Consider the following 20,885-nt stretch of genomic DNA (forward strand, 5'->3'; position numbering starts at 1 on the left):
TCCTTTCCGTTATGCGTCTGCATTAATTTTTGAGAATTTTTGATAAAGTTGATCAAATACTTTAATAAACTGGTCAGCTTCTGCCAGCGTATTATTCTCATCGAGGCTGACCCGCACAGCACTCGTCGCAATGTTTTCTTGCACGTGCATCGCCATTAAAGTACTGGAGGCCAAGTGTTTCTTCGATGAGCAGGCACTCGTTGTTGAGATATAAATGCCCTGATCTTCAAACGCGTGAACAATGGTCTCGCCCCGCACACCGTTGATCGTAAAACACAGTATGTGGGGTGCGAACCCCGTCGTTGGCTGACTGAAAATCGTCACTTTAGGAAACGACTTAATGTGCTCGTAGATTCGCTGTTTGATAGCTCGCTCACGAGCTACCTTACCATCTTCATCCGTGAGCAACAATCGCAGGGCCTTCGCCATGCCGGCAATTGCTGGTAAGTTCTCAGTTCCAGAACGCCAGTTACTTTCCTGACCGCCGCCATTCATTAATGGCGCTAACTTACGACCATTGCGCGCGTAAATAAAGCCAACCCCGCGAGTCGCATGAAACTTGTGCCCTGAAAAGGTCACAAAATCCACCCGGTCATTCATGATCATGTTCTGGATTCCTTTACCAATTCCTTGGACTGCATCAATATGAAAATGAATTTTCGGATATTGTTTCAGTAGTTCCGCCACTCCAAGTAAAGGCTGAATCGTACCGATTTCATTATTGACTGCCATCGTTGACACTAAAATCGTGTCAGGCCGAATTGCCGCTTTCAAGTCCGCCACGTTGATGCGGCCTTCCTGATCGACCGGTAAGTAAGTCACTTCATAACCAAGTTCCTTCAATTGTTCCATCGAATTATGAATGGCAGGATGTTCCACCGCCGTGGTAATTAGATGCTTCCCAAAGGCCCGCTTTTCAATCGCTGTACCCTTCAAAACCCAATTATCGCCTTCCGTCCCACCAGACGTGAAGAAAATTTCGTGGGCTTGCACACCTAGTAAGCCGGCAATTTGTTGACGTGATTGTTCCAACAAATGAAAGGCCGTTTCACCAAAGTTATGCAAACTAGACGGATTACCCCAAATTTTTTGGGAAACCGTTGTATACGTCTCCAGTACGGCAGGAGCAGCTTGCGTCGTCGCACTATTGTCAAAATAAATCATTACTACGCCTTCTCTTTCCAAGAAAGTGTGCATTGCACTTACTTTCGATAAGAATTCTTTGCAATTATACCAAATATTACTAGTGAAACAAGGGTTTTTGTTTCAAATTTCTGATTAATCACACGACAATTGCGTCCTAAACACCATTTTTGTTGGCCGTTCCCAGTCACCCTTCTCAGAACCATCACGACTACTTGCATCATGATGCCAACTAAAAACCAGCTGGTGGCGGTTGTCATTTAACAATCACCACCAGCTGGTTATTTTCAGTTAACTAAAATTTTGCATATGGGCGGTCCCAACTATCCTCGTCAGGCCTCATCGTTCATCTTATCAGCTTGTTTGTTCGCATAGTAACTGTCCTCAATCCGTTTATAGGACCCCGGATCAACTTTATCCACAGCTGTTGCAATTACTTCTAAACTCCGCGCGTAGTCATGAGTCTCGGTAAACAACCGTTGTGCTTCCACGCTGGCTTCTTGCACCTCTTCATGATTCGTCTTGTAACGGTTAGCGTATTGTAAGAGCTGTTCCGCCATAACCGCAGCATCCGTTAAATCACTGGTCTTTTCCTTTAAGGTCGCCATGTCCGCCTGAATAACAATCAACTGTTTCGTGATGTCTTCCATATTGATCACAAGCTTATTAATATCATGGTCAAGCCGTTCGATTTCCTTGGCAACTACTTTGAAATAGTCCAAATAGTCTTTCGGTAGTCCAGGCAAGTTCAAATTTTCAACCTGGCGTTTGATCGCGTGGATTTCAAAATCGAACCGTTGCAGCGTCTCGTGGGCTTTGGACTCTTCAGCGGTCAAACTCGCCACACCTTTGTTAATTGCCACTTGTTCTTCTTCAATGCCTTTCAACTGCTCATCTTGTTCGGCAAAATGAGCTGCGATCTCACTAAAGACAGCTTGCTTACTAGTAATAGCTGTGACGTCCGCCTGATAAACAGCTTCGATATTCTTCAGTTGTTCGTTCAATTCACGCGTCCGTTCAACTTCGCCATTATTCAACGTATAGCTTTGTGCTAATCGATCCAACTCAATTTGTAAGCGGTGATTCTGATTCATGGCATGTGTCAAGAACTTACTGATTTCTTCTTGTTGTTGATCAACAACGGCCTTAGCATCGATCTCTGCTTGCATCACGTCGTATAAGTGGTCGATCCGCTTTTCAATCGCATGATTGCCGTTTTCAGCATCCGTAACTTTCAAATCACCAAGTAACGCAATATTATCGTCGATTGCTTGCTGTAACGCTTTGATTTCTGGATCAATCGATTCGACCTCAAAGTGAAAATGTTGAGCCGTTAATTGTTGATAACCACTAGCCAGTTCGGCTAACTGATCAGGAAACCCACTCACTAGGTCCTTATAAATCGGTGGAATCCGATCAATATCCATTTCAAGAGTGCCAGTATCGTGATGTAACTGATCCAAAACCTTTTCAGCCGCGTCATGATCGCCAGCCTTGGCTAATTCGGAAAAATGATCAAAATCACTTTCTAAGTTAGCTAACTGATCCTCCAATTTGTCGATGCTCGGACCAAATGAAAAGTTTTGCGATAATAACGTCTTCCGTATGTTTTGGTACTTCTTCTCTAAACTAGCCACTGCTTGGCGGTGCGCGGCATCCGCGTCATCTAAGGCCTGCAAGCCCTGACGAATTTCTGCCTGTCGTTGTTCAATCGTATCTAATGTGGCCGCAACCTTCTTCAGATTCTGCTGAGCATCGAGAAATCTGATGCCCCGCGCCTGCGAAGTAATGGCCGTTAATTGCTCACTAACGGCGGGTAACTGATCATTATCAACTTCTTGACCAGCGCTCTGCAACGCTTCCAACTTCGCTAACGATCCGCCCGTTAGTCCGAGTTGTTCAATTTTTTCGAAATCTGTGGTCTGCGATTGCTTGACTAGCGCCTGTTGCCGTTCCGTCAATTGACGGACTTGCTTGTCGATATAAAATTGAAAGCCTTTGACCGCCGCGTAGATGACAATCGCAACCACAACAATGCCGATTGCTACTTGCATACGAATACCCCTTACATTATTTATTCCGTTTTAATTGCGTTGCGCCTCACCCTGTTGAGAACCGTAACCTTGCTTTTTTCTGAAAATCCAATTAAAATCTATCTTAAATTATAACATAGACGTAACTAGCGGACAGTAACAATTTATTAACATTCAAGGAGGATTTTTTACATGGCTACCACGGAAACATCACTTATGAACCAACAACTCGACGCCCTACTGTTTCAAGAAACTAACCTGGTCGCGAACTTAGCTAATGCTAGTGCCCTCCTCAACAGTACTTATGACAACCTTAACTGGGCCGGCTTTTACTTATTTAACGAACAAACTGGCGAGCTCGACTTAGGTCCCTTCCAAGGCAAAGTCGCTTGCATGCACATCAAAGTTGGGGCTGGTGTCGTCGGAACTGCTTTTGAAACGCAAACGAACCAACGGGTAGCCGATGTCCATCAATTCCCCGGCCACATCGCTTGTGACAGCGCCAGCAACTCTGAGATCGTGGTCCCAATCACCAAGGACGGCCACCAAATCGGCGTACTCGACGTCGACTCTCCATCATTAGACCGATTCAATGCTGATAACGAAGCTGAATTGACCGAATTTGTGGCGATTCTGACGTCACACATTGACTAATCAGCATTAAACGTGTTATGCTACTCTTTGTGTAAAATAATGCAGCAGTGAGTGGGTAAGCTCGTCAACAGATTGGTGCCAATATTTTGGTCAGTTAGTAACCTGCGGCTGCAATGGTGAAACCTGCAGTCCAATCTGAACGAATATCGAACTTACATCGGATTATTTTACTCCAACTAAAATTATTGGAGGAAACATTTTATGTCTCGTTATACAGGTCCAAGTTGGAAAATTTCCCGTCGTTTGGGAATGTCCCTTTCAGGTACTGGTAAAGAATTAGCTCGTCGTCCTTACGCACCTGGTGATCATGGCCAAGGTCGTCGCGGTAAGCTTTCTGAATACGGTACACAATTACGTGAAAAGCAAAAGTTACGGATGATGTACGGTTTAACTGAACGTCAATTCGCTAACTTATTCATCAAAGCTGGTAAGATTCGCGAAGGTAAGCATGGTGTTAACTTCATGATCTTACTCGAACGTCGTTTGGATAACATGGTTTACCGTTTAGGCTTAGCAACAACTCGTCGCCAAGCTCGTCAATTAGTAAACCATGGTCACATCACTGTTGATGGCAAGCGTGTTGACATCCCTTCATACGAAGTTAGTGTCGGCCAAGTTGTCTCAGTTCGTGAAAAGTCCAAGAAGTTGGCTGTTATCACCGGTGCTGTTGAAGCCGTTGTTGCACGCCCTAACTTCGTTCAATTCGATGCTGATAAGCTTGAAGGCTCATTAACTCGTTTACCAGAACGTGAAGAACTTGAAGCAGATATCGACGAATCATTAATCGTTGAATACTACAACAAACTTTAATTTCCGGTATTTAAAAACCGTCGCGTTTGCGGCGGTTTTTTTGTATGTTCTGTTAATTTCAGACCTGACGCTCAGCACTCACAGCCGCCATGACCGGTTGATAAATCGACAATAATTGTTTGAATGTTGTGATGATCAATTTATTCAACGTATCAGCATCTTCAAATAACGGATCACCGACCAAGACTGCGCGGCCCACGACCAACTCGCTGTGTTTATACTGATCGAATTTCTTGATGGCCTGCGTAATATTGGCCGGTGTTGCAAGTTGCGTGGCCGGCACCCCATGATTATTACTGATAACATAGCCCGCCGGCAAGGCCTTCAAAAGTGGTGTTAAATCTGCGAGTTGCATCTTTGCCTGCACGGCCGGTTTACACTCATCCAAAATATCAAAATAGATAAACAAACGGTCAGGCCATAGCCCCAATTCAAAATGTGGCCAGGCTTTGTAGCTCCGTTTGTTTTGACTAAAAGCGACCCAAGTGTCTACCGGTGGATTCTTAAATCGCCGTAAATGTTTGGCAACGTGCGCGTAGAACGGTGGCTCGCTAGGTGTTTGTAAACTCGCTATAATCGTTGGTGCGACCTGTTCGAACTTAGGATCGATCACCGTTTTGATTAAATGCATGCGGCCCGCTAACGTCTGGTCATTAAAAATTTCAAAATCTTGATTTGTAAACAAGTTTTATCATCCCCAAAACTAATTTAGATTAACCATACCGCATTCACTAACGCAACGCTACCCCCCTTCCCTTCGCTATTATTGGAGGAACATGCTACAATGATAATTACTATCAAGGAAAGGATGTTAGACAATGGCTGAAACAGATAAACAACCAGTTGACCGCATCGAAACGGCCATGCACGGGACGCCAAAGTTGCATCCCGACGAACAACGCAAGTACCTGGGGACCTTTCGGGAACGCGTCGAAGTCGCAGTGACCGTTGCCCAAATTAAACAGGCCAATTACGTCGACGCACTTCATCAAGCATTTACGAGCCATCCGGATGACCAATTATATATTAATGGTAATTTAGACCAGGAACTGATTGGGCCGTATATCAAGGCGGCTAGTCAAGCCAATATCAAATTCACTATCAAAACGGATGACATCTACCACACTGCTGATGATGATTACGCGCTTGTATTCACTGCTGCAAGCGCCATTAACCAAGATATTATTGATGTTGCGCAGCGTTATCCCTCGCAGGCTTCATCAGCAACACCCCAGGCCGAGAAAACACCTGGGTTGCTAGATAAATTCAAAAAGTTACTTTAATACAACAAAGGTCCCCATCCACGCACGGATGAGGACCTTTTTACGTTTGACTGCGTTAATTACGCGCTAGAGTGCCATAAAGACTCATGATAACTAAGGCCGCAACAATGATCCCCATGAGGCTGACTGAAACCCATGCTGTTGTGACGATACTCAGTAGTAACAATATCCCACCACCAACTAGCGTATAGCCCAACCAATAACGAACACGCCGCCAAATCATTGGCCGAATCGTGTGACCACCTCGGTGCATCTGCGCGTATTGATTTGCACTGATTGTTGGCAAATAATTCCCGATGGCCATGAAAATAAAGGCAATCAAACTAACGGCAATACGCCAAATATCCAATTGATGGTCTAAGTTATAACTGATAGTTGTCGCATAGATCACACTTGATAGTACAGGCACGATCCAAATGATCATCTGTTCAAACCGTGGCGCCGGTGCCTTATGATTGGCATTCAACCGTGTCACCCCAACGCAAATCAGCTGAAACGCCATCATCATAATTGGAAAGCCAACGACCACTAATAATTTTGCGGCCATTCCATTAGGTTGATTATCCAAATTAAAATGAATAGCCATTTTGGCGGGCAAGGCCGCATAATTCACGACGCCGTAGCTCATTGGTAACAGAATAACAATATAGCTCAGCCACAACTGCAAGTTCCTTTTTGTCATCACTTTTCATCCCCCTGCTTTGGACTAAAACGATATAGCCACGTCAACATTTCCTCAAATACGCTCGCATTTAGCTCATAGTACACATAATTTTTTTCCTTGGTCACGGTAACTAAACCAGCTTGCTTCAAAAGCTTGAGATGATAAGACACCGTTGCATTACTTAACTTGAAATGAGCCGCAATCTCACCAGCCGATTGCCGATTCTGGCGTAAATCTTCCAAAATCTGGCGTCTGACAGGATCTGCAATTGCTTTAAAGGTCGTATTCAACGCCATACGGGCTACCTCCAATCACCTATTTAGATATATATCTAAATAGAGTATAACAGGCAACCAGGAATTCAACAAGAGATATTTAGATAAAATTCGAAATAGGTGTTTTCAATCATGACACTTAATTATGAGCTATCAAAAAAGCTGGACAAGGCCAGCTTTCTTGTTTTTAATCTTCATTTTTAAACAATGCATCCAACAACTGCCCCGCCACTGGTTGGGCAGTACCAAACATTGGGAACAAGTGCGGATACAAGTACGGCGCCGCATGAATACCCAAGTATACCGCCATTTCAGGATGCTCTGGCACTAATTCGGCATAGAGATTGGGAATCATCACGTCGACCCCAGCGACCGCTAAGTGTAAGTCTGCTACCAGCTTTTCCACCGCCTGCACATAGGATTGATGCATATCAGCCGTCGCGTCTAACACGTCCGCCCCGTTACCAAAAGTCGCATCCTCTCGTAATAAGATTTGAGTTCCCCGGCTGACCACAGAATCTAAGGTCAAGTGATATGAGTCCAGGCGATACCGTTCGATCGTTCCTAACTGTAGCGCTGATTGAGGCCACTTAAAAGCGGTCCCGCGCAACGCTCGACCATTTTTGCGGTCAAGTAACGTCTTGACTGTTGAGCGACCATCACCAACAATATTGGCTGGAATTCGTTCGACGATTGCTTGCACACGACCATCGATAACCAAAAAGCGATAACTTGATGCGACTACCACTTCCTCGGCCATTACCGCGGACGTTTGCTCAAATAGTTGCCGGACGACTTGTTCAAACAGTCCGCGTTCGGGCATAATCCGAAAGACAATTACTTTGTGCGACTCATCCGCCGCTTTTAATACGATCCCACCAGCTTGAACGTACCGATCATAATCAGCAATCAACTGATTAGCTGTATGATATGTCTGTGAAGCCGGCACCGGAACCCCGTGCTCAGCCAGAATTTGTTTGGCCGCTGCTTTATGTGTCAGTACGGTCGTTAGCGCCTGTGGATTTAAATCCGTTCCGCTCCCATTCACAACTAATTGCGACCGTCCTAACTTAGTCAATCGTAAAATGTTAGCGTGTGGGTCAACAACGTCCACCTGCACTCCCCGCGTCAAGGCCTGCTGGGCTAGTTGCTGGCTCGATAGATCTAGCGCGGTAAAGCCCGCAAGTTCAAACGGACGTTCATTGCTCGATTCCTGATAGCGTGCAGCCCGTTCGAGTGCCCATGCTAACGGATCGGCTTGCATGGCAATCTGCGCACTCAGCGTCTTCTTTGGATCAGTGACCTGCGACTTCAACTGTTTGAGTAACACGGCATCTTCATTTGGTAGGCCATAGGTTTTAACAAAATCAGCAAGTGCATCTAAAACTTGAACAGCCGGCACGGCCTGAGCACTAGCCGTCGTTGGATTTTCACCCAAAACTTGACGGGTCAATTGGTCAGCTTGAGCGTTGACTTGGGATACCATCTTAGCTGGAAGTGCCGGCATCATTACGAAATAACTCGCCAACAAACGAACAAATGCCACCGCGTTCGCGTCCACCCCGACTGGACTAGTTGGATCGAGATCCAAGCCCCGGTATTCAAGATAATAGACCCCCTGCCGGGCCATCATAGCTAGCTGCCCATTACTCCGAAGCCGAACTGGCCCGTCAAAATCATTGACCGACAACAACTGCTGTTGACGAACAGCCGCCGTCAACTTGGCCACGTAGCGATCAATTGACGTATAGTCTCCCGTCACTTGACTGTAGCGACCATCGGGATGTTGAACACTACTGCGCTGTGGACGACTCGTAGTATCCGTAACGGCTAGGCGTGGTGAAGCGCCAAATAAATACTGAATCAGCCAGTTCATGCGCACCAATCCCTGAGCGACTTTCAGATAAATTGCATTGCGAAAGTCAACATAACTGTGATACTGCTGATGGAAAGTCTCAGTATATAAACGGGTGAATAAAGCTTCATTCAAGCTCATATTCACGTGACTACCAGTCGTCATTAATCGCTGTAACTCATACTTACGAGCTAAGTCGCGACGACGCTGATAGCTGACTTGATCAACATCAGCCAGTGGCACGTTCGTTAGATCATCCGGCAACACAGGCGTACTCGACAGTGGCCAAAGTCGTTCGTCCGCATCGAGTGACCGCCGTGCTGCGGTATTCAAGCCCTTCAGATACGCCATCAATGCAGGAATGTCACGACGCACCGGCGTAGTAAACTTTAAAGCACTTGCGGAAAAGCCCGGACGTAACTGATGATTTTGTTGCGCTGATCCAAACGCTTGCGGGTGTGCTGTCGTCGCTAAGTGACCATGGTCGTCCACCCGGTGCATGGTGACCTCTAGTCCTAAATTAGCCTGATGAACGAGTGGGACTAAGTGATACTGTACAATTGCCTTACCAACGGCATCTAATTCCATAATGATCAATCCTTTATAATTATTTTGTTCGTTAAACTGATTATTCGGTGTCCTTCATTGTAAATGCTATAATAGTTGGGACTAGTTTTGCAAGGAGGGATTTCAAACGATGCAACAACCATTAGCCTACCGGATGCGACCAAAAACGCTGAAAGACGTTGTCGGCCAGCAACAATTGGTCGGCCCAGGCAAGATCATCGCCCGGATGGTCAAAGCCAAACGACTATCATCAATGATTCTATACGGCCCACCAGGTACTGGCAAGACTAGTATCGCGAGTGCCATTGCCGGTTCCACCAAGTATGCTTTTCGCATGCTGAATGCAGCTACCGACAGTAAAAAACAACTTCAAATCGTAGCCGAAGAAGCCAAAATGAGCGGGACGGTCATTCTTCTGCTGGATGAAATCCACCGGTTGGATAAAACTAAACAAGACTTTTTATTGCCTCACTTAGAAAGTGGCCGCATCATTTTGATTGGTGCTACGACCGAAAATCCATATATTAGCATTAATCCAGCCATCCGTAGTCGAACGCAGATCTTTCAAGTTTTCCCGCTCACTGACGATGATATTCAGCACGCGGTGGAACGAGCCCTCGCTGACGAAAAAAACGGTCTTGGCAGTTACCACGTTGATTTAGCACCTGCGGCCATGCACCACCTGTGCACCGCTACCAACGGTGATTTGCGCAGTGCCCTTAATGGGTTAGAATTGGCCGTATTATCATCGTCTCCGGCCGATGACGGCACCATCGCCATTTCACAACAAACGATTGAAGAATGCTTGCAAAAGAAAGCCTTATCCGCAGATAAAGATGGTGACGCCCACTACGACGTGATCTCGGCCTTTCAAAAGTCCATACGCGGTTCCGACGTAAACGCTGCATTACACTACTTAGCCCGGCTAGTTGAGGCGGGGGATTTAAAGAGTATTATGCGTCGGCTGATGGTGATTGCCTATGAGGATATTGGATTAGCTAATCCAGCCGCGTGTGCCCACACCGTCGCAGCTGTTCAAGCTGCCGATCAATTGGGATTTCCTGAAGCACGGATTCCGCTAGCTGACGCTGTGATTGAATTAGCCTTATCGCCAAAGTCAAATTCAGGGATCAGTGCCATTGATGCCGCGCTCACAACGGTCCGTGACGGCCATTTCGGTGATATCCCGGCCGACATCAAGGATGCGCATTATCAAGGCGCTGCCAAACTCGGTCATGGTGTTGGATACGATTTTCCACACGATCACCCGGGTGATTGGGTCGCTCAACAGTATTTACCAGATGCCATCAAATCAGCCAAGTATTACGAGCCCAAAACAAATGGCCGCTACGAAACAGCCCTTGCGCAACAATACGAAAAATTATTAAAGGCTAACGAGAGAAATCGCTAACAATACCTTGGTTGTGCTAATAATTGCAACTTTTATTTTTATATGCTAGACTAAGAGTCGAAATTACTAAGGTGTGCGCATTGCTCTAAACAAAGTGTTGCCGAACAATTAATACTACTTTGGGATGTCCGTTAGCTAATTCCATAACATGCCTTATCCTTTGGTAGTTAGCGAATTAGTCAGAACGTCCCACCTGCCTTAAAGCGGGTCAATACTGAAGGGCGATTAACGGCACCACTAGTTTTTCCGGAAGTTTACTTCCGTTGGTCAGGACTTGTTCCTGGCCTTTTTTTGTGGCGTGAAAGCGACCCAAGTTCACAACGTCATTTTACTAACACCGTCCAAAACTCATGGGGAGAATGGTTAATTGGGAAGCCGGTTATACATGACTAATCTCGGCTACTGAAATACAGTCCATCACGCTGGTTTGGGTATTTCTGCAACAATCCGGCACTCCTGAACAATTACTCATCCTCATAAAACCAGCATGACGTGTGTCGCAATCATTTGACGCTAAATTGTGTTGTGTGAACTACTAGTACTAATCGCTTATCTTTAGCTAGCATTGCATTTGTCTTCTCTTCCGGAATCAACTAAAATAAGATTAACATCACCTGTTGGAGGTTCATTTTGATTACATTACTGCTTGTCATATACACGCTCATTGCGGGTTGGCTCAGTTATTATCTGCTGACGCACCAGTCCCGACCATTTCTCTTTTTTGACCCGAACAAAGCGCCGACAATCAAACACGTCGCACGCTATGGTGGCGGCTTAATGTTACTAGTTACCATCGCCTGTTTCGTGACCATCTTTGTTCAAGCGACAATGCTAATTGCCATTGTACTGGCTAGCGGTTCACTGATTATGATGGCAATTGCACTAATTTTAGTGAGTTTCATGCAAATCTCATAGAAAACGCTTTTTATTTTTTGCGAAAACCTTTACAATATAGTTATAAAGTAATGAGGGGTGAGAATGATGTTACAACAATACCAACACATTTTAGTTCCTGTTGATGGTTCTTATGAAGCGGAATTAGCATTTAAAAAGGCGGTTGCCGTCGCGAAACGGAACGGACCTAACGCCTCAGTTCACATGGTCCACGTGGTTGATACCCGTGCTTTCCAAAACATTTCTAGTTTTGATACGACCATGGTTGAACAAGTGACCGATACTGCTCAAAAAACGTTGGACAAGTACGTTGCAGAAGCTAAGGCGGACGGCTTAGATAACGTGGATTATTCGATTGAATATGGCGCACCTAAGACGATTATTGCGCGCGACGTTCCTAAGGATATGGGCATCGATTTAATTATGATTGGCGCAACTGGTCTCAACGCGGTTGAACGCTTATTGATCGGGTCAGTCACCGAATATGTCACTCGGATGGCTGTTTGTGACGTTCTCGTTGTCCGGACTGACTTGGAAAATAAGCCAGCTCCTAAACCAAAGAAAAAGTAATCTTTTGATACACGTACAATAAAAATCGGCTCAGTGAAGTTACTTACCTCACTGGCCGATTTTTTACTATTTGCCAAAATCATACCACTTACTGCTCTAAAATTGCCCGGTAAAGCGCCTGACCAAGATCATTCATCGCGACCGTTTGCGCGGTACGTTCCCCACTAGCAGTCATCATCGTCATGATAAAAGTTCCCTGACGATTCTGAACGATGGCCGCATCATTTTGAACACCGTATGCTTGATAGTCCCCAGTTTTGTTATAGATCGTCGCGCGTGTTGGCAGATTTTTGACCAACTTACTGTGATCCGTGTTCGCCTTCAAAATCGTTAACATCGCGTGATCGGCTTTGTTCGAGATCAAACGCAGGTTCGCCAGTCGTTTCAGCACCGTTGCCACATCCCGAACCGAAGTATCGTTATCATGCCCGGCCTTTAGTGCGGCAGTATCCATTAACCGCCGAGCCATTTTTGTATCAGTCAGACCCAACTGTGCAATTTCCGTGTTGACCGCCGAGAAGCCGCCAACACGATCCAACATGATATTAGCAGCCGTATTATCACTCTCCGTAATCATGCGTTTCGTGATTTCAGCATACGTCAACTGGCTTCCAGCTGGTAATGTGTGCAACGTCCCGGTTCCACCAACTTTATCGGCAGCACGCAGGGTATAACGATCCTGCATGCGCCAATTATTTTGATGGACCTGATCAAAGGCAGTGACCATAATAAATAACGTGATCAAACTGCCAGCACGTTGCGCTCGATTATTCAAAACCACGGTCTGGCTACCCGTTAATGGCATCACCGCTACCGAAGTTTGACCAGCCAACCCATTCGTTGCTTGCGCAACCAGATCAGTAACTGTCGTAGTCGGAAATGTCTGTGTTGCCTTCATCGGTGCGTCAGAATCGCTGGCAGCCGGCTTATGCACCTGGCTTTTACCTGCCGACTCGGCAGTTGCCGATGTCGTAGACGACCACAATAGTTGTCCCACGATATAGCCGCCACCCAGCAATAGTAACCCCGCAATTAATACCCCAAGGAGTGTTTGTGGCCTAAAGCGACTCGAAAAAGTTGTCCGCCGTGATTGTTGACGCCGCCGCTGGACTCGGCTTTGCTGATTGACATCACCATTCACTGGCGTTAGACGATGACCACATTTTAGGCAAGTCACGGCATGCGGTGAATTTTGGTAACCACAGTTTTGACAACTCATCTTCACATTCCCCCCGGTATTAAAAATAGGACAGTCAGCGGTGTGCCGTGCCTAATGGGAACCGCAATATCTCCCATTAAGCGCGGCCGTTCACCGCTAACTGTCCTATCACGTTATCTAAGCGTCGTTAGCCACTTGCAAGGGTGCAATATGGTACTCGGCCATTTCTTTCGTGATTTTTTCGGTCAAACTACTGTTATGTGTCACCAGACTTAACGCATACGCCACGTAATAGTGATCATGCGCTGACTGGACATTATTTAAAACAACTTCATTGGCCGCCTTTTGTGCATACAAACGGTCTAATAAATAAAGTGACTGACTCTCCTGAGCCTTCTTGAGTGCCAAGTCGATCAACTCCAAAGCTTCCTCTGGAAAATTGATCTTAGCATACAATTGTGCGGCTGAGGCGTAAATCAAAATTTCATTTTGTAAGTAATCGTCGTCACCCATCGGCATTGCTTGCGCATCCATTGTGTGTAAGGTAGCAACTGCCTGTTTGACAAAAATTTCAGCCTTGTCATAGGCCTGCTTACGTTCATAAGCTAAGCCGGTTCCAAGTGTGGCCAGGATGGCAAACATATCGTGACTAGACTTGACGAACTGATTAAGCAACATCCCAAAGTTAAAGATGGCTTCGTCAGCATTGTCATTGAGCACTAATTGAAGATAGCCCTCATAGTAATAATACTGTTTCTTATCCGTATTACTACGTAACTGCTTCGGACGGATATGCTGGAACACATCCTGAGCCTCTTCCAGTTGTGTATGTCGAATCAAAGTATCAATTTTTTTGAAGGTCCGATATAACTGGTCGTCATTTTCAATAATGACTTCCGATAAACGAATTCCTAATCGATTACAAATTTTCATCATAATCTTCATACTTGGAATTTTACTTTTTTTCTCGATTAGACTAATCGTTGCCTGAGTACAAATCCCATCAGCCAGTTCCTTCTGCGACATGCCCTTCCGCTTTCTGAACTGCCGCACTTTTTCTCCTAATATTCTCATGCTTAACCCCTCTTCATTGATTGCCTTAAACCAAACTCATTTTGTAACTCCCCTTGCTGCCCCCACTAAATGAACAAGGGTATCGTGACACCTAATCAATCCTCGTTAATCCGTTCGAATAATTGAGCACTAACCAATTGGACAATACCAATTACGCATATAATTATATTCACATAACGGAATTTTAGCAAGAAATACGCGTAATTCTTATTTAATATTAAGTTTATACCATGATATCGGCCGAAGGTCATTTATTAATTATCCAGGCTTACAGTTCGTTAACCACCCTAATCAAGGACTTGTTCATTAAAAGTGAGAACTACTGAAAGCGATTTAAAGGGGAGCGAATTAACCTTATTAACAGCAAACATCAATTGTCATGACACCCTCAATTAATCGGTTGACGTGGCTTAATAATTAAGATTAGTTCTCATACTTCTTTCAGTAGTTTATAACCAACTAACTAACCAATTTATCAATTGATAAAAATAATAATGCTTAGATTGACCCTGTAATCTTCGTAGTTGGCCCGGTCGATTTGTGATCAGCCCGTCAGCCCCCATGGCCGTCAGTCGCTGCATTGCAAGCGGCCGATCAACAGTCCAGAAGTAGACGATCCGATGTTGGCGGTGGGCCGCACTGATCTGCTCACGGGTCGCGGTCAGTGCTTGTAAAGAATAAAATCCCGCGACGGAATTAGAAAAATCCGTCAGATAAAACGGCGTTATGAAGCCAACCGGTAGTTGCGCCGCCCGTTGATGTAATCGTTCAATCACACGATAGTCCAAAGAGTGTACCGCCCCTTTTTGTTGTATCAGTCGTTGTGCATAGTTGTCGGCAAAAATCCCCATTAGTTGATCAGCCGTCCCAACTGACTTGATTTCGACTAATAAAGGTTGCTGTAATTTGTGTGCCACCGCAAAGTACTGCTTAAACGTACTCAAGTAGCCTTTTTGACCATGCTCCCGTAGTGGTAATCCACTCAACTTATCAACGGGGTACTCATGAACGGGACCGGGTTGACCCGCTAAAGCTTTCAGCGTTGGATCATGCATGACGACCCAGTGGCGATCCGCTGTCGGCTGGATATCCATTTCGACCATATCAGGCTGAACTTGCTTTACAGTCCTTTTAAGCGCCGCTGTGGTATTTTGGACACCGTCACGACCATTAACACCCCGATGTGCAATAATTGCTAGCGGCGCCGTTGGTGGCGTTCCTAGCCACCAGCCTGCGTAACCACCCAAGACTAGCAAACCGGTCAACGTAAGTAGCCCAGTTTGCCAGTTAGAGTGACCGGCGATTGCTGTTTCTGGCCAAAGGCGCGACCACCATCCCATAAACATTAACCAAGCCAGCAGTTGCAACACAGTCATCATGAAAACTGCAACAAATTGACTGACCAGCTGGCTAACAGCGCCACTAGCCCACACTATGCCACCACCAATGATTGCCATAACGAGCCAGCTAATCAGGAACAGCCACACATTTCGACTTTTTTTAAAGACTGTCCACCAGGAAATCCGCCAACCCGTTCGCCAATAATTACGCCAGCTGGTCGGAGCGGTCAATTGGCGTTGGAGTGCTGGTAACCACTTCCAGCTAATCAGCCAGCCCAACAGCCAAAGTGGTCCCGCCACAGGAAGCCAGTCATAACGCGTATTAAAGATTATATTTTGAACAGTCGCTGGCAATTGTATGCTCGCTTGTAAAGTTGCTAAATAGCCTAACCAACCGAGTGGTAACCACCACACCGCCGTAAACATTAACAGCACCCAGCGATACAAAAATTGACCGGCCTGCCACGACTCATGATTACTACGAGCGACCATGGCTGGTAACCAGGCACTCAAAAGCAACAAGCCTAGCAAGCTGACTACCCCACCGACCAGAATCCCGAGCACCTTAGCGAGTACCGCCAGCAATATGCCGGCCAACCACCAGCAGGCTAGCGGTCCAGCCAGTTGGCGCGCTCCCTGCATCACTAAGTGCCATCCGCGACTTAACAACCTGACCCCTCCTCACAAAAAAAGGCGGCCGTGATGAATCGCTTCATCCCAACCACCACAAAACTCATTACTATCTTATTCCGCGTCTAACGCAACGAAATCATAGTGAATATCAGATTGACGTTTGAATTCATCAAAACCAAGTTGGATCAATTGATCGATCAACGCCGTATAACTAATGCCCGAAACTTCCCATAGCTTTGGATATAAACTAATGTTAGTAAAACCAGGTAACGTATTGATTTCACCCAAGTATGGTTCACCATCTTCAGACACTAAGAAATCAACGCGTGCCATTCCTTTTAGACCAAGCGCTTTAAACGCGTCTAGCGACATCTGTTGAATCCGTTTCGTCAAATCAGCTGGTAATTCGACTGGTAATTCGAACGTCACACCACTCGCATCCACGAACTTATTATTATAGTCGTAGAACGTGTCCGTCTTCGGCACATCAATGGCACCAAGCTTAGATGCCTTAGGATTTTCATTGCCTAAGATCGAGCATTCCACTTCACGCGGATTGTCAATCGATTCTTCAACTAAAATCTTGTAGTCATATTTGAACGCATCGGCCAAACCATCCAAGTATTCTTGTTCATTCTCAGCTTTATGAATCCCAATCGACGATCCTTGATTGGCTGGCTTAATGAATAAATGATCACCCACGTGGACTTGTAAATAAGCGTACGTCATTTGGTCCCGGTTTTCCGGTGTAACCACCACGTACTTGGTGTTTTGAATATGATGATGCGTTAAAATCTGCTTCGTAATATCCTTATCAAAACTAGCTGCCGACGCTAAGACACCACTACCAACATACGGCTTTTTCAATAACTTGAACAGCCCTTGTAAAGTACCATCTTCCCCTAAGTTACCATGAACCACTGGATAGAAGATATCAATATCTTTGGCCAGTGTCAGGTTCTTGATGGGAGCTAATGGATCACTCATGTCCAACTTTGGCATTTCTTCGGCGACGACTTGATCTTCTGGTTCACCATCAAATACGCGCCGAGTTGCAGCATCACTCAAGACAATCCCGTTCTTCGTGATTAAAAACAAGTCAATCTCGTACTTATTCTTGTCCATGGCATCATAAATGTTGTGCGCTGAACGCTTCGAAACATCATGTTCTGAAGAGTTACCACCAAACAACATACCAACATGGATCTTTTTTTGTGTCTCCATAATTTTGTTCATCCTATCAAGGTTTATTTCATACTACGGCTTAGTTAATTCTACAATATCTGAGCACAATTGAAAACATTTTTACAATAAAACGTTGTTTTTTACGCGTCAAATGGCGCAGTCAAGACAATCTTACCCAACATTTGCCCCGTCTCTACGATTGTGTGCGCAGTTCGCAAATTTGCTGCATTAATTCCAGCTAAAGTCCGCTTGGTCGTCGGTACAATCACCCCGGCATCGGCCAGTTGCGCTACCTGTGCCAGAATACTCCCCTGCGTCGCCATCGATGGCAACTGATAGTTAGCCTTCGTAAACATAAACTCCCAAGCAAAATTCAAACTTTTCGGCTTTAGTAACGCCATTGGCAAGGGGTGCTGATTTGTCACTACGGCGACGATCGTGCCAAGTGGCCGGACTAGCGGTGTCACTAATGGCAAGTATTGATCCGTAGAGTGTAATAGTATCGCATGATCGACAGCCTGCAAACCGGCCGCAGCTAATTGCGATCCCAGATCTTGATGGTAATCTAAGACGATATCAGCACCTAACCGCTTAACCCATTCAGTGGTTTCTGGCTTACCAGTCGTCGTAATAACTTGAAGACCCGCCCACTTTGCCAACTGGATGGCCATCGAGCCAACCCCACCAGCACCATTGATGATAAGGACGCTCTGACCAAGATTCGCGTCAGCCGCTGCAGTGAATGGTAATTTTTCAAACAATGCTTCCCAAGCTGTCAGTGTCGTTAGCGGCAGACCAGCTGACTGCGCCGGCGACCACGTTTTCGGGGCACACGCAACTAACCGTTCATCAACCAATTGATACTGAGCATCACTCCCCGGCCGATCGACGGCGCCAGCATAATAAACGACATCATCTGTCATAATCGTTGTCACTGCTTCACCGACCGCCAACACTTTAGCAACGGCATCAAAACCTAGTATTCGCGGCGTTGTCACTGGCGATTGACCTTGCCGCTGCTTCGTATCGATTGGATTGACTGCGGTTGCTAAGACGGCTACTAAGATATCACGGCCACGAGGTTGATTTACATTAATGGTGACATCTTGTAAACTATTCGGATCGCTCACTGGCAACCCTTGCGTTAATCCAACTGCTTTTGCCTGCATTCAAAAGACTTCCTTCCAAAACTAACCTAAAAATTCTAATTCATCATCCAAATAATCTACGACGGCCGTTGGCAGATCATCGTGTAATGCAAGTGCTTCCAATAATCGATTACGATTGAAAATCTGCGTCCATTCAGCTTCACTAGCCGGACGAGTATGCATCATCAACTGCTGATGCCAGTCCTTCATCGCAGTTAACAAATAATCACAATAAAGCTCATGTTTGTTTGTAATCAAGGTCAAATAAGTCGATAGTCGTTCTGGCTCGCCAAAAATCAACGGCGTTGTTAACTTTTGATAACGAGCAATCAATGCGGCCAACAGTAATAATTTATCCGCACGTGCGAGTTGAGACTCATCTGCCAGTTCATCTAAGATATTACCAATATGCGTGTACGCATGCGCCCAACCGGTGGTGCCCACAAACCCCCGAGTATCCTTTTCGAGTAAAATGTAGACTGTCATTTGCTCAACAACTAGATCCAGCCGCGCGGGTGTCATAAACTTGAGACCCGCATGGTCCGCATACAAGAGCACTGACAGTAATAGTATCGCAAATGACCGCTGATAAATGGCATCATTTTGCGGCTCATCGATGTGTGCAAATAACATCTGATCTTGAATCAACTGATCAAAAATATCGCCCAACTGTTCCGGTGTGAGTACCTGCTGCTGTAATGCCTCGTTTAACAAATAGTAGACGCCTTGATCACGAACCAGCGGATTCAGCGAACCAACGTGTGCCATCAATAATTTGATTTGATCGTCGCTCATCGCGGTCAACGTGCCTTTCTTCAACTGCTCATGAAGTGTTGCAATCAGTGGAAGCACCTCTTCGTCGCTCGGAATCGTTACCGTGGTTGTCACGGTACTCGGTAACTGCTTAATCAGCGTTGCCATTCGACTGGGCAGTGACTGATAGATTTGTCCCGCTCGAAGTTGTTGTCTTAACTTTAACACTGCATCCTTAACCTGCATCAATTTCTCTGCTTGCATAATGACCTCGTAATCTCGAATTTACCTTCTATTTTAGCATGTCAGCGCCTGTCTGCCCAAAAGAACCATTCAATCATAAAACGTGACCTAATTATAGACGTCACGAAGCCAACCTGAGCCAATACCCAAGTCCACACCGCACACCCTGATTAGGCCACGTTTAATGACAAGATGTTTCAATCCATGCTTAGAAAAAGCTTATGCTTGCGGTAAAACGTCCACTTGCGACTTGATAAACTTCGCTGACGCTGCTAACGACGCTCGTTCATCAGTGGTCAGATCTAGTTGAATTAATGATTCAATCCCGTTTTTACCAATCACAGCAGGCATGCCAACGTATGTCCCATATTGCGGATCAAAAGCTGAAACTGGGCAAGCCAGTTGTGCATCCGCGCTGACAGCTTCTGCCAATCGGACACCACAAGTAGCAATCGCAAAGTTTGTATAATGCTTACCCGCCATGACTGCAAATGCCCCTTGCCTTGCATCTTCTTCAAGTTGATCAAGGTTCAGACCTGGGAAATTTTTGATAGGCTGCCCATTGACGCTAACCGTTGACCAAGCTACAAATTGTGAGTTGCCGTGTTCGCCATATACGTACCCCGCAACATTTTTACCATTCGTACCAGCTGCTTGTCCGACATACTTTTGCATCCGCGCCGTATCTAAGAAGGTCCCCGTACCAAAAACCCGTTGCCGTGGAAAACCTGTCATTCGTTGTAAATAATCCGTCATGACGTCACACGGATTCATAATATCGATCAAAATACCCTTGAAGCCAGATGCCACAATCTTGGGCGCGATCTCCCGTACAATCGCTTGGTTTAAATCATACTCACCAAAGCGACCCTTGGAACTATTCATATCAATGGCACCAATATTGCCAGAAGCCACGATCAACACTTCGGCATCGGCCAAAGCTGAATAATCGTTTAAAATAATCTTAGTGGTTGAGCTTAGACGAGGTGACGCGTCGTCTAAATCGAGTTTTTGCGCCTTGGCCAAGGCCTCATTCTTATCGATTAAAACTAATTCATCAACGGTTCCTTGTTGAACCAACGTATAAGCCACTGTCGCACCGACTTGGCCTAACCCGATCACACCATATTTACGCATGCTGCAAACCCCAATCTGTAGTTTATTTAACTTGGTTAGCGTACCTTGCAACCG

19 protein-coding genes and 1 other RNA gene are annotated in these 20,885 nt (G+C 45.7%); 7 read left to right on the forward strand and 13 right to left on the reverse strand.

Annotation, left to right across the window (positions count from 1 at the left end; genetic code table 11):
* Nucleotides 1–9: 9 nt before the first annotated feature.
* Nucleotides 10–1,164 carry a cysteine desulfurase family protein gene (locus ACOV1R_RS00135; protein WP_003645405.1) on the reverse strand — a complete coding sequence of 385 codons (1,155 nt, stop codon included), beginning with the start codon at nucleotides 1,162–1,164 and terminating at the stop codon, nucleotides 10–12.
* Nucleotides 1,165–1,475: 311 nt separating this feature from the next.
* Nucleotides 1,476–3,197, reverse strand: a complete 1,722-nt coding sequence (ezrA, locus tag ACOV1R_RS00140; RefSeq protein WP_015640641.1) for a septation ring formation regulator EzrA — start codon at nucleotides 3,195–3,197, stop codon at nucleotides 1,476–1,478.
* A gap of 171 nt (nucleotides 3,198–3,368) precedes the next feature.
* On the opposite strand from ezrA, the gene ACOV1R_RS00145 reads away from it, so the two are divergent.
* A complete protein-coding gene (locus ACOV1R_RS00145) occupies nucleotides 3,369–3,830 on the forward strand; it encodes a GAF domain-containing protein (protein ID WP_003641476.1) in 462 nt (153 codons plus the stop codon).
* Nucleotides 3,831–4,031: 201 nt separating this feature from the next.
* Nucleotides 4,032–4,640, forward strand: coding sequence for a 30S ribosomal protein S4 (gene rpsD / locus ACOV1R_RS00150; protein ID WP_003641475.1), 609 nt, complete (start codon nucleotides 4,032–4,034; stop codon nucleotides 4,638–4,640).
* A gap of 58 nt (nucleotides 4,641–4,698) precedes the next feature.
* Here rpsD and ACOV1R_RS00155 read toward each other — a convergent pair whose 3' ends face one another.
* Nucleotides 4,699–5,325 carry a DUF1054 domain-containing protein gene (locus ACOV1R_RS00155; RefSeq protein ID WP_003641474.1) on the reverse strand — a complete coding sequence of 209 codons (627 nt, stop codon included), beginning with the start codon at nucleotides 5,323–5,325 and terminating at the stop codon, nucleotides 4,699–4,701.
* A gap of 133 nt (nucleotides 5,326–5,458) precedes the next feature.
* On the opposite strand from ACOV1R_RS00155, the gene ACOV1R_RS00160 reads away from it, so the two are divergent.
* Nucleotides 5,459–5,923 carry a YueI family protein gene (locus ACOV1R_RS00160; protein WP_003645407.1) on the forward strand — a complete coding sequence of 155 codons (465 nt, stop codon included), beginning with the start codon at nucleotides 5,459–5,461 and terminating at the stop codon, nucleotides 5,921–5,923.
* A gap of 55 nt (nucleotides 5,924–5,978) precedes the next feature.
* Here ACOV1R_RS00160 and ACOV1R_RS00165 read toward each other — a convergent pair whose 3' ends face one another.
* The 3 genes from ACOV1R_RS00165 to gshAB all read right to left on the reverse strand — a co-directional run bounded on the left by ACOV1R_RS00165 (nucleotide 5,979) and on the right by gshAB (nucleotide 9,305).
* Complete coding sequence (locus ACOV1R_RS00165; protein WP_015380577.1) at nucleotides 5,979–6,605, reverse strand: DUF1648 domain-containing protein; 627 nt, start codon at nucleotides 6,603–6,605, stop codon at nucleotides 5,979–5,981.
* Nucleotides 6,605–6,883 carry an autorepressor SdpR family transcription factor gene (locus ACOV1R_RS00170; protein ID WP_003641471.1) on the reverse strand — a complete coding sequence of 93 codons (279 nt, stop codon included), beginning with the start codon at nucleotides 6,881–6,883 and terminating at the stop codon, nucleotides 6,605–6,607. Before ACOV1R_RS00170 ends, ACOV1R_RS00165 begins: the two co-directional genes overlap by 1 nt.
* Before the next feature lie 166 nt (nucleotides 6,884–7,049).
* A complete protein-coding gene (gshAB, locus tag ACOV1R_RS00175; RefSeq protein WP_054519024.1) occupies nucleotides 7,050–9,305 on the reverse strand; it encodes a bifunctional glutamate--cysteine ligase GshA/glutathione synthetase GshB in 2,256 nt (751 codons plus the stop codon).
* Between the two features lie 109 nt (nucleotides 9,306–9,414).
* Here gshAB and ACOV1R_RS00180 point away from each other — a divergent pair, with 109 nt between their 5' ends.
* The 4 genes from ACOV1R_RS00180 (at nucleotide 9,415) to ACOV1R_RS00195 (ending at nucleotide 12,159) form a co-directional block, all read left to right on the forward strand.
* Nucleotides 9,415–10,695 (forward strand): replication-associated recombination protein A, encoded by a 1,281-nt coding sequence (locus ACOV1R_RS00180; protein WP_003641463.1) that lies wholly within the window; start codon nucleotides 9,415–9,417, stop codon nucleotides 10,693–10,695.
* Between the two features lie 60 nt (nucleotides 10,696–10,755).
* A non-coding RNA gene (gene ssrS, locus ACOV1R_RS00185) (6S RNA) lies at nucleotides 10,756–10,943 on the forward strand.
* Between the two features lie 382 nt (nucleotides 10,944–11,325).
* Entirely contained in the window at nucleotides 11,326–11,610 is a 285-nt protein-coding gene (locus ACOV1R_RS00190) for a hypothetical protein (protein ID WP_003641462.1), read from the forward strand.
* Nucleotides 11,611–11,676: 66 nt separating this feature from the next.
* Nucleotides 11,677–12,159 carry a universal stress protein gene (locus ACOV1R_RS00195; RefSeq protein WP_003644650.1) on the forward strand — a complete coding sequence of 161 codons (483 nt, stop codon included), beginning with the start codon at nucleotides 11,677–11,679 and terminating at the stop codon, nucleotides 12,157–12,159.
* Between the two features lie 88 nt (nucleotides 12,160–12,247).
* Here ACOV1R_RS00195 and ACOV1R_RS00200 read toward each other — a convergent pair whose 3' ends face one another.
* The 7 genes from ACOV1R_RS00200 to ACOV1R_RS00230 all read right to left on the reverse strand — a co-directional run bounded on the left by ACOV1R_RS00200 (nucleotide 12,248) and on the right by ACOV1R_RS00230 (nucleotide 20,831).
* Nucleotides 12,248–13,378 (reverse strand): serine hydrolase, encoded by a 1,131-nt coding sequence (locus ACOV1R_RS00200; RefSeq protein ID WP_003645410.1) that lies wholly within the window; start codon nucleotides 13,376–13,378, stop codon nucleotides 12,248–12,250.
* Nucleotides 13,379–13,495: 117 nt separating this feature from the next.
* Nucleotides 13,496–14,392: a helix-turn-helix transcriptional regulator gene (locus tag ACOV1R_RS00205; RefSeq protein WP_003641460.1), complete on the reverse strand. Its 897-nt coding sequence runs from the start codon at nucleotides 14,390–14,392 to the stop codon at nucleotides 13,496–13,498.
* Nucleotides 14,393–14,841: 449 nt separating this feature from the next.
* Complete coding sequence (locus tag ACOV1R_RS00210; protein ID WP_027822660.1) at nucleotides 14,842–16,401, reverse strand: glycerophosphodiester phosphodiesterase; 1,560 nt, start codon at nucleotides 16,399–16,401, stop codon at nucleotides 14,842–14,844.
* A gap of 75 nt (nucleotides 16,402–16,476) precedes the next feature.
* Nucleotides 16,477–17,589 (reverse strand): D-alanine--D-alanine ligase family protein, encoded by a 1,113-nt coding sequence (locus ACOV1R_RS00215; RefSeq protein WP_021357478.1) that lies wholly within the window; start codon nucleotides 17,587–17,589, stop codon nucleotides 16,477–16,479.
* Nucleotides 17,590–17,690: 101 nt separating this feature from the next.
* Nucleotides 17,691–18,719 (reverse strand): zinc-binding alcohol dehydrogenase family protein, encoded by a 1,029-nt coding sequence (locus ACOV1R_RS00220; RefSeq protein WP_003641457.1) that lies wholly within the window; start codon nucleotides 18,717–18,719, stop codon nucleotides 17,691–17,693.
* A 21-nt stretch (nucleotides 18,720–18,740) separates the two neighbouring features.
* Nucleotides 18,741–19,715, reverse strand: coding sequence for a DUF2785 domain-containing protein (locus tag ACOV1R_RS00225; protein WP_003645413.1), 975 nt, complete (start codon nucleotides 19,713–19,715; stop codon nucleotides 18,741–18,743).
* Nucleotides 19,716–19,913: 198 nt separating this feature from the next.
* Nucleotides 19,914–20,831, reverse strand: coding sequence for an L-lactate dehydrogenase (locus ACOV1R_RS00230; protein ID WP_003641455.1), 918 nt, complete (start codon nucleotides 20,829–20,831; stop codon nucleotides 19,914–19,916).
* Between the last annotated feature and the right edge of the window lie 54 nt (nucleotides 20,832–20,885).

This window comes from Lactiplantibacillus sp. YT640, from assembly GCF_049745435.1.
Classification (GTDB): domain Bacteria; phylum Bacillota; class Bacilli; order Lactobacillales; family Lactobacillaceae; genus Lactiplantibacillus; species Lactiplantibacillus plantarum.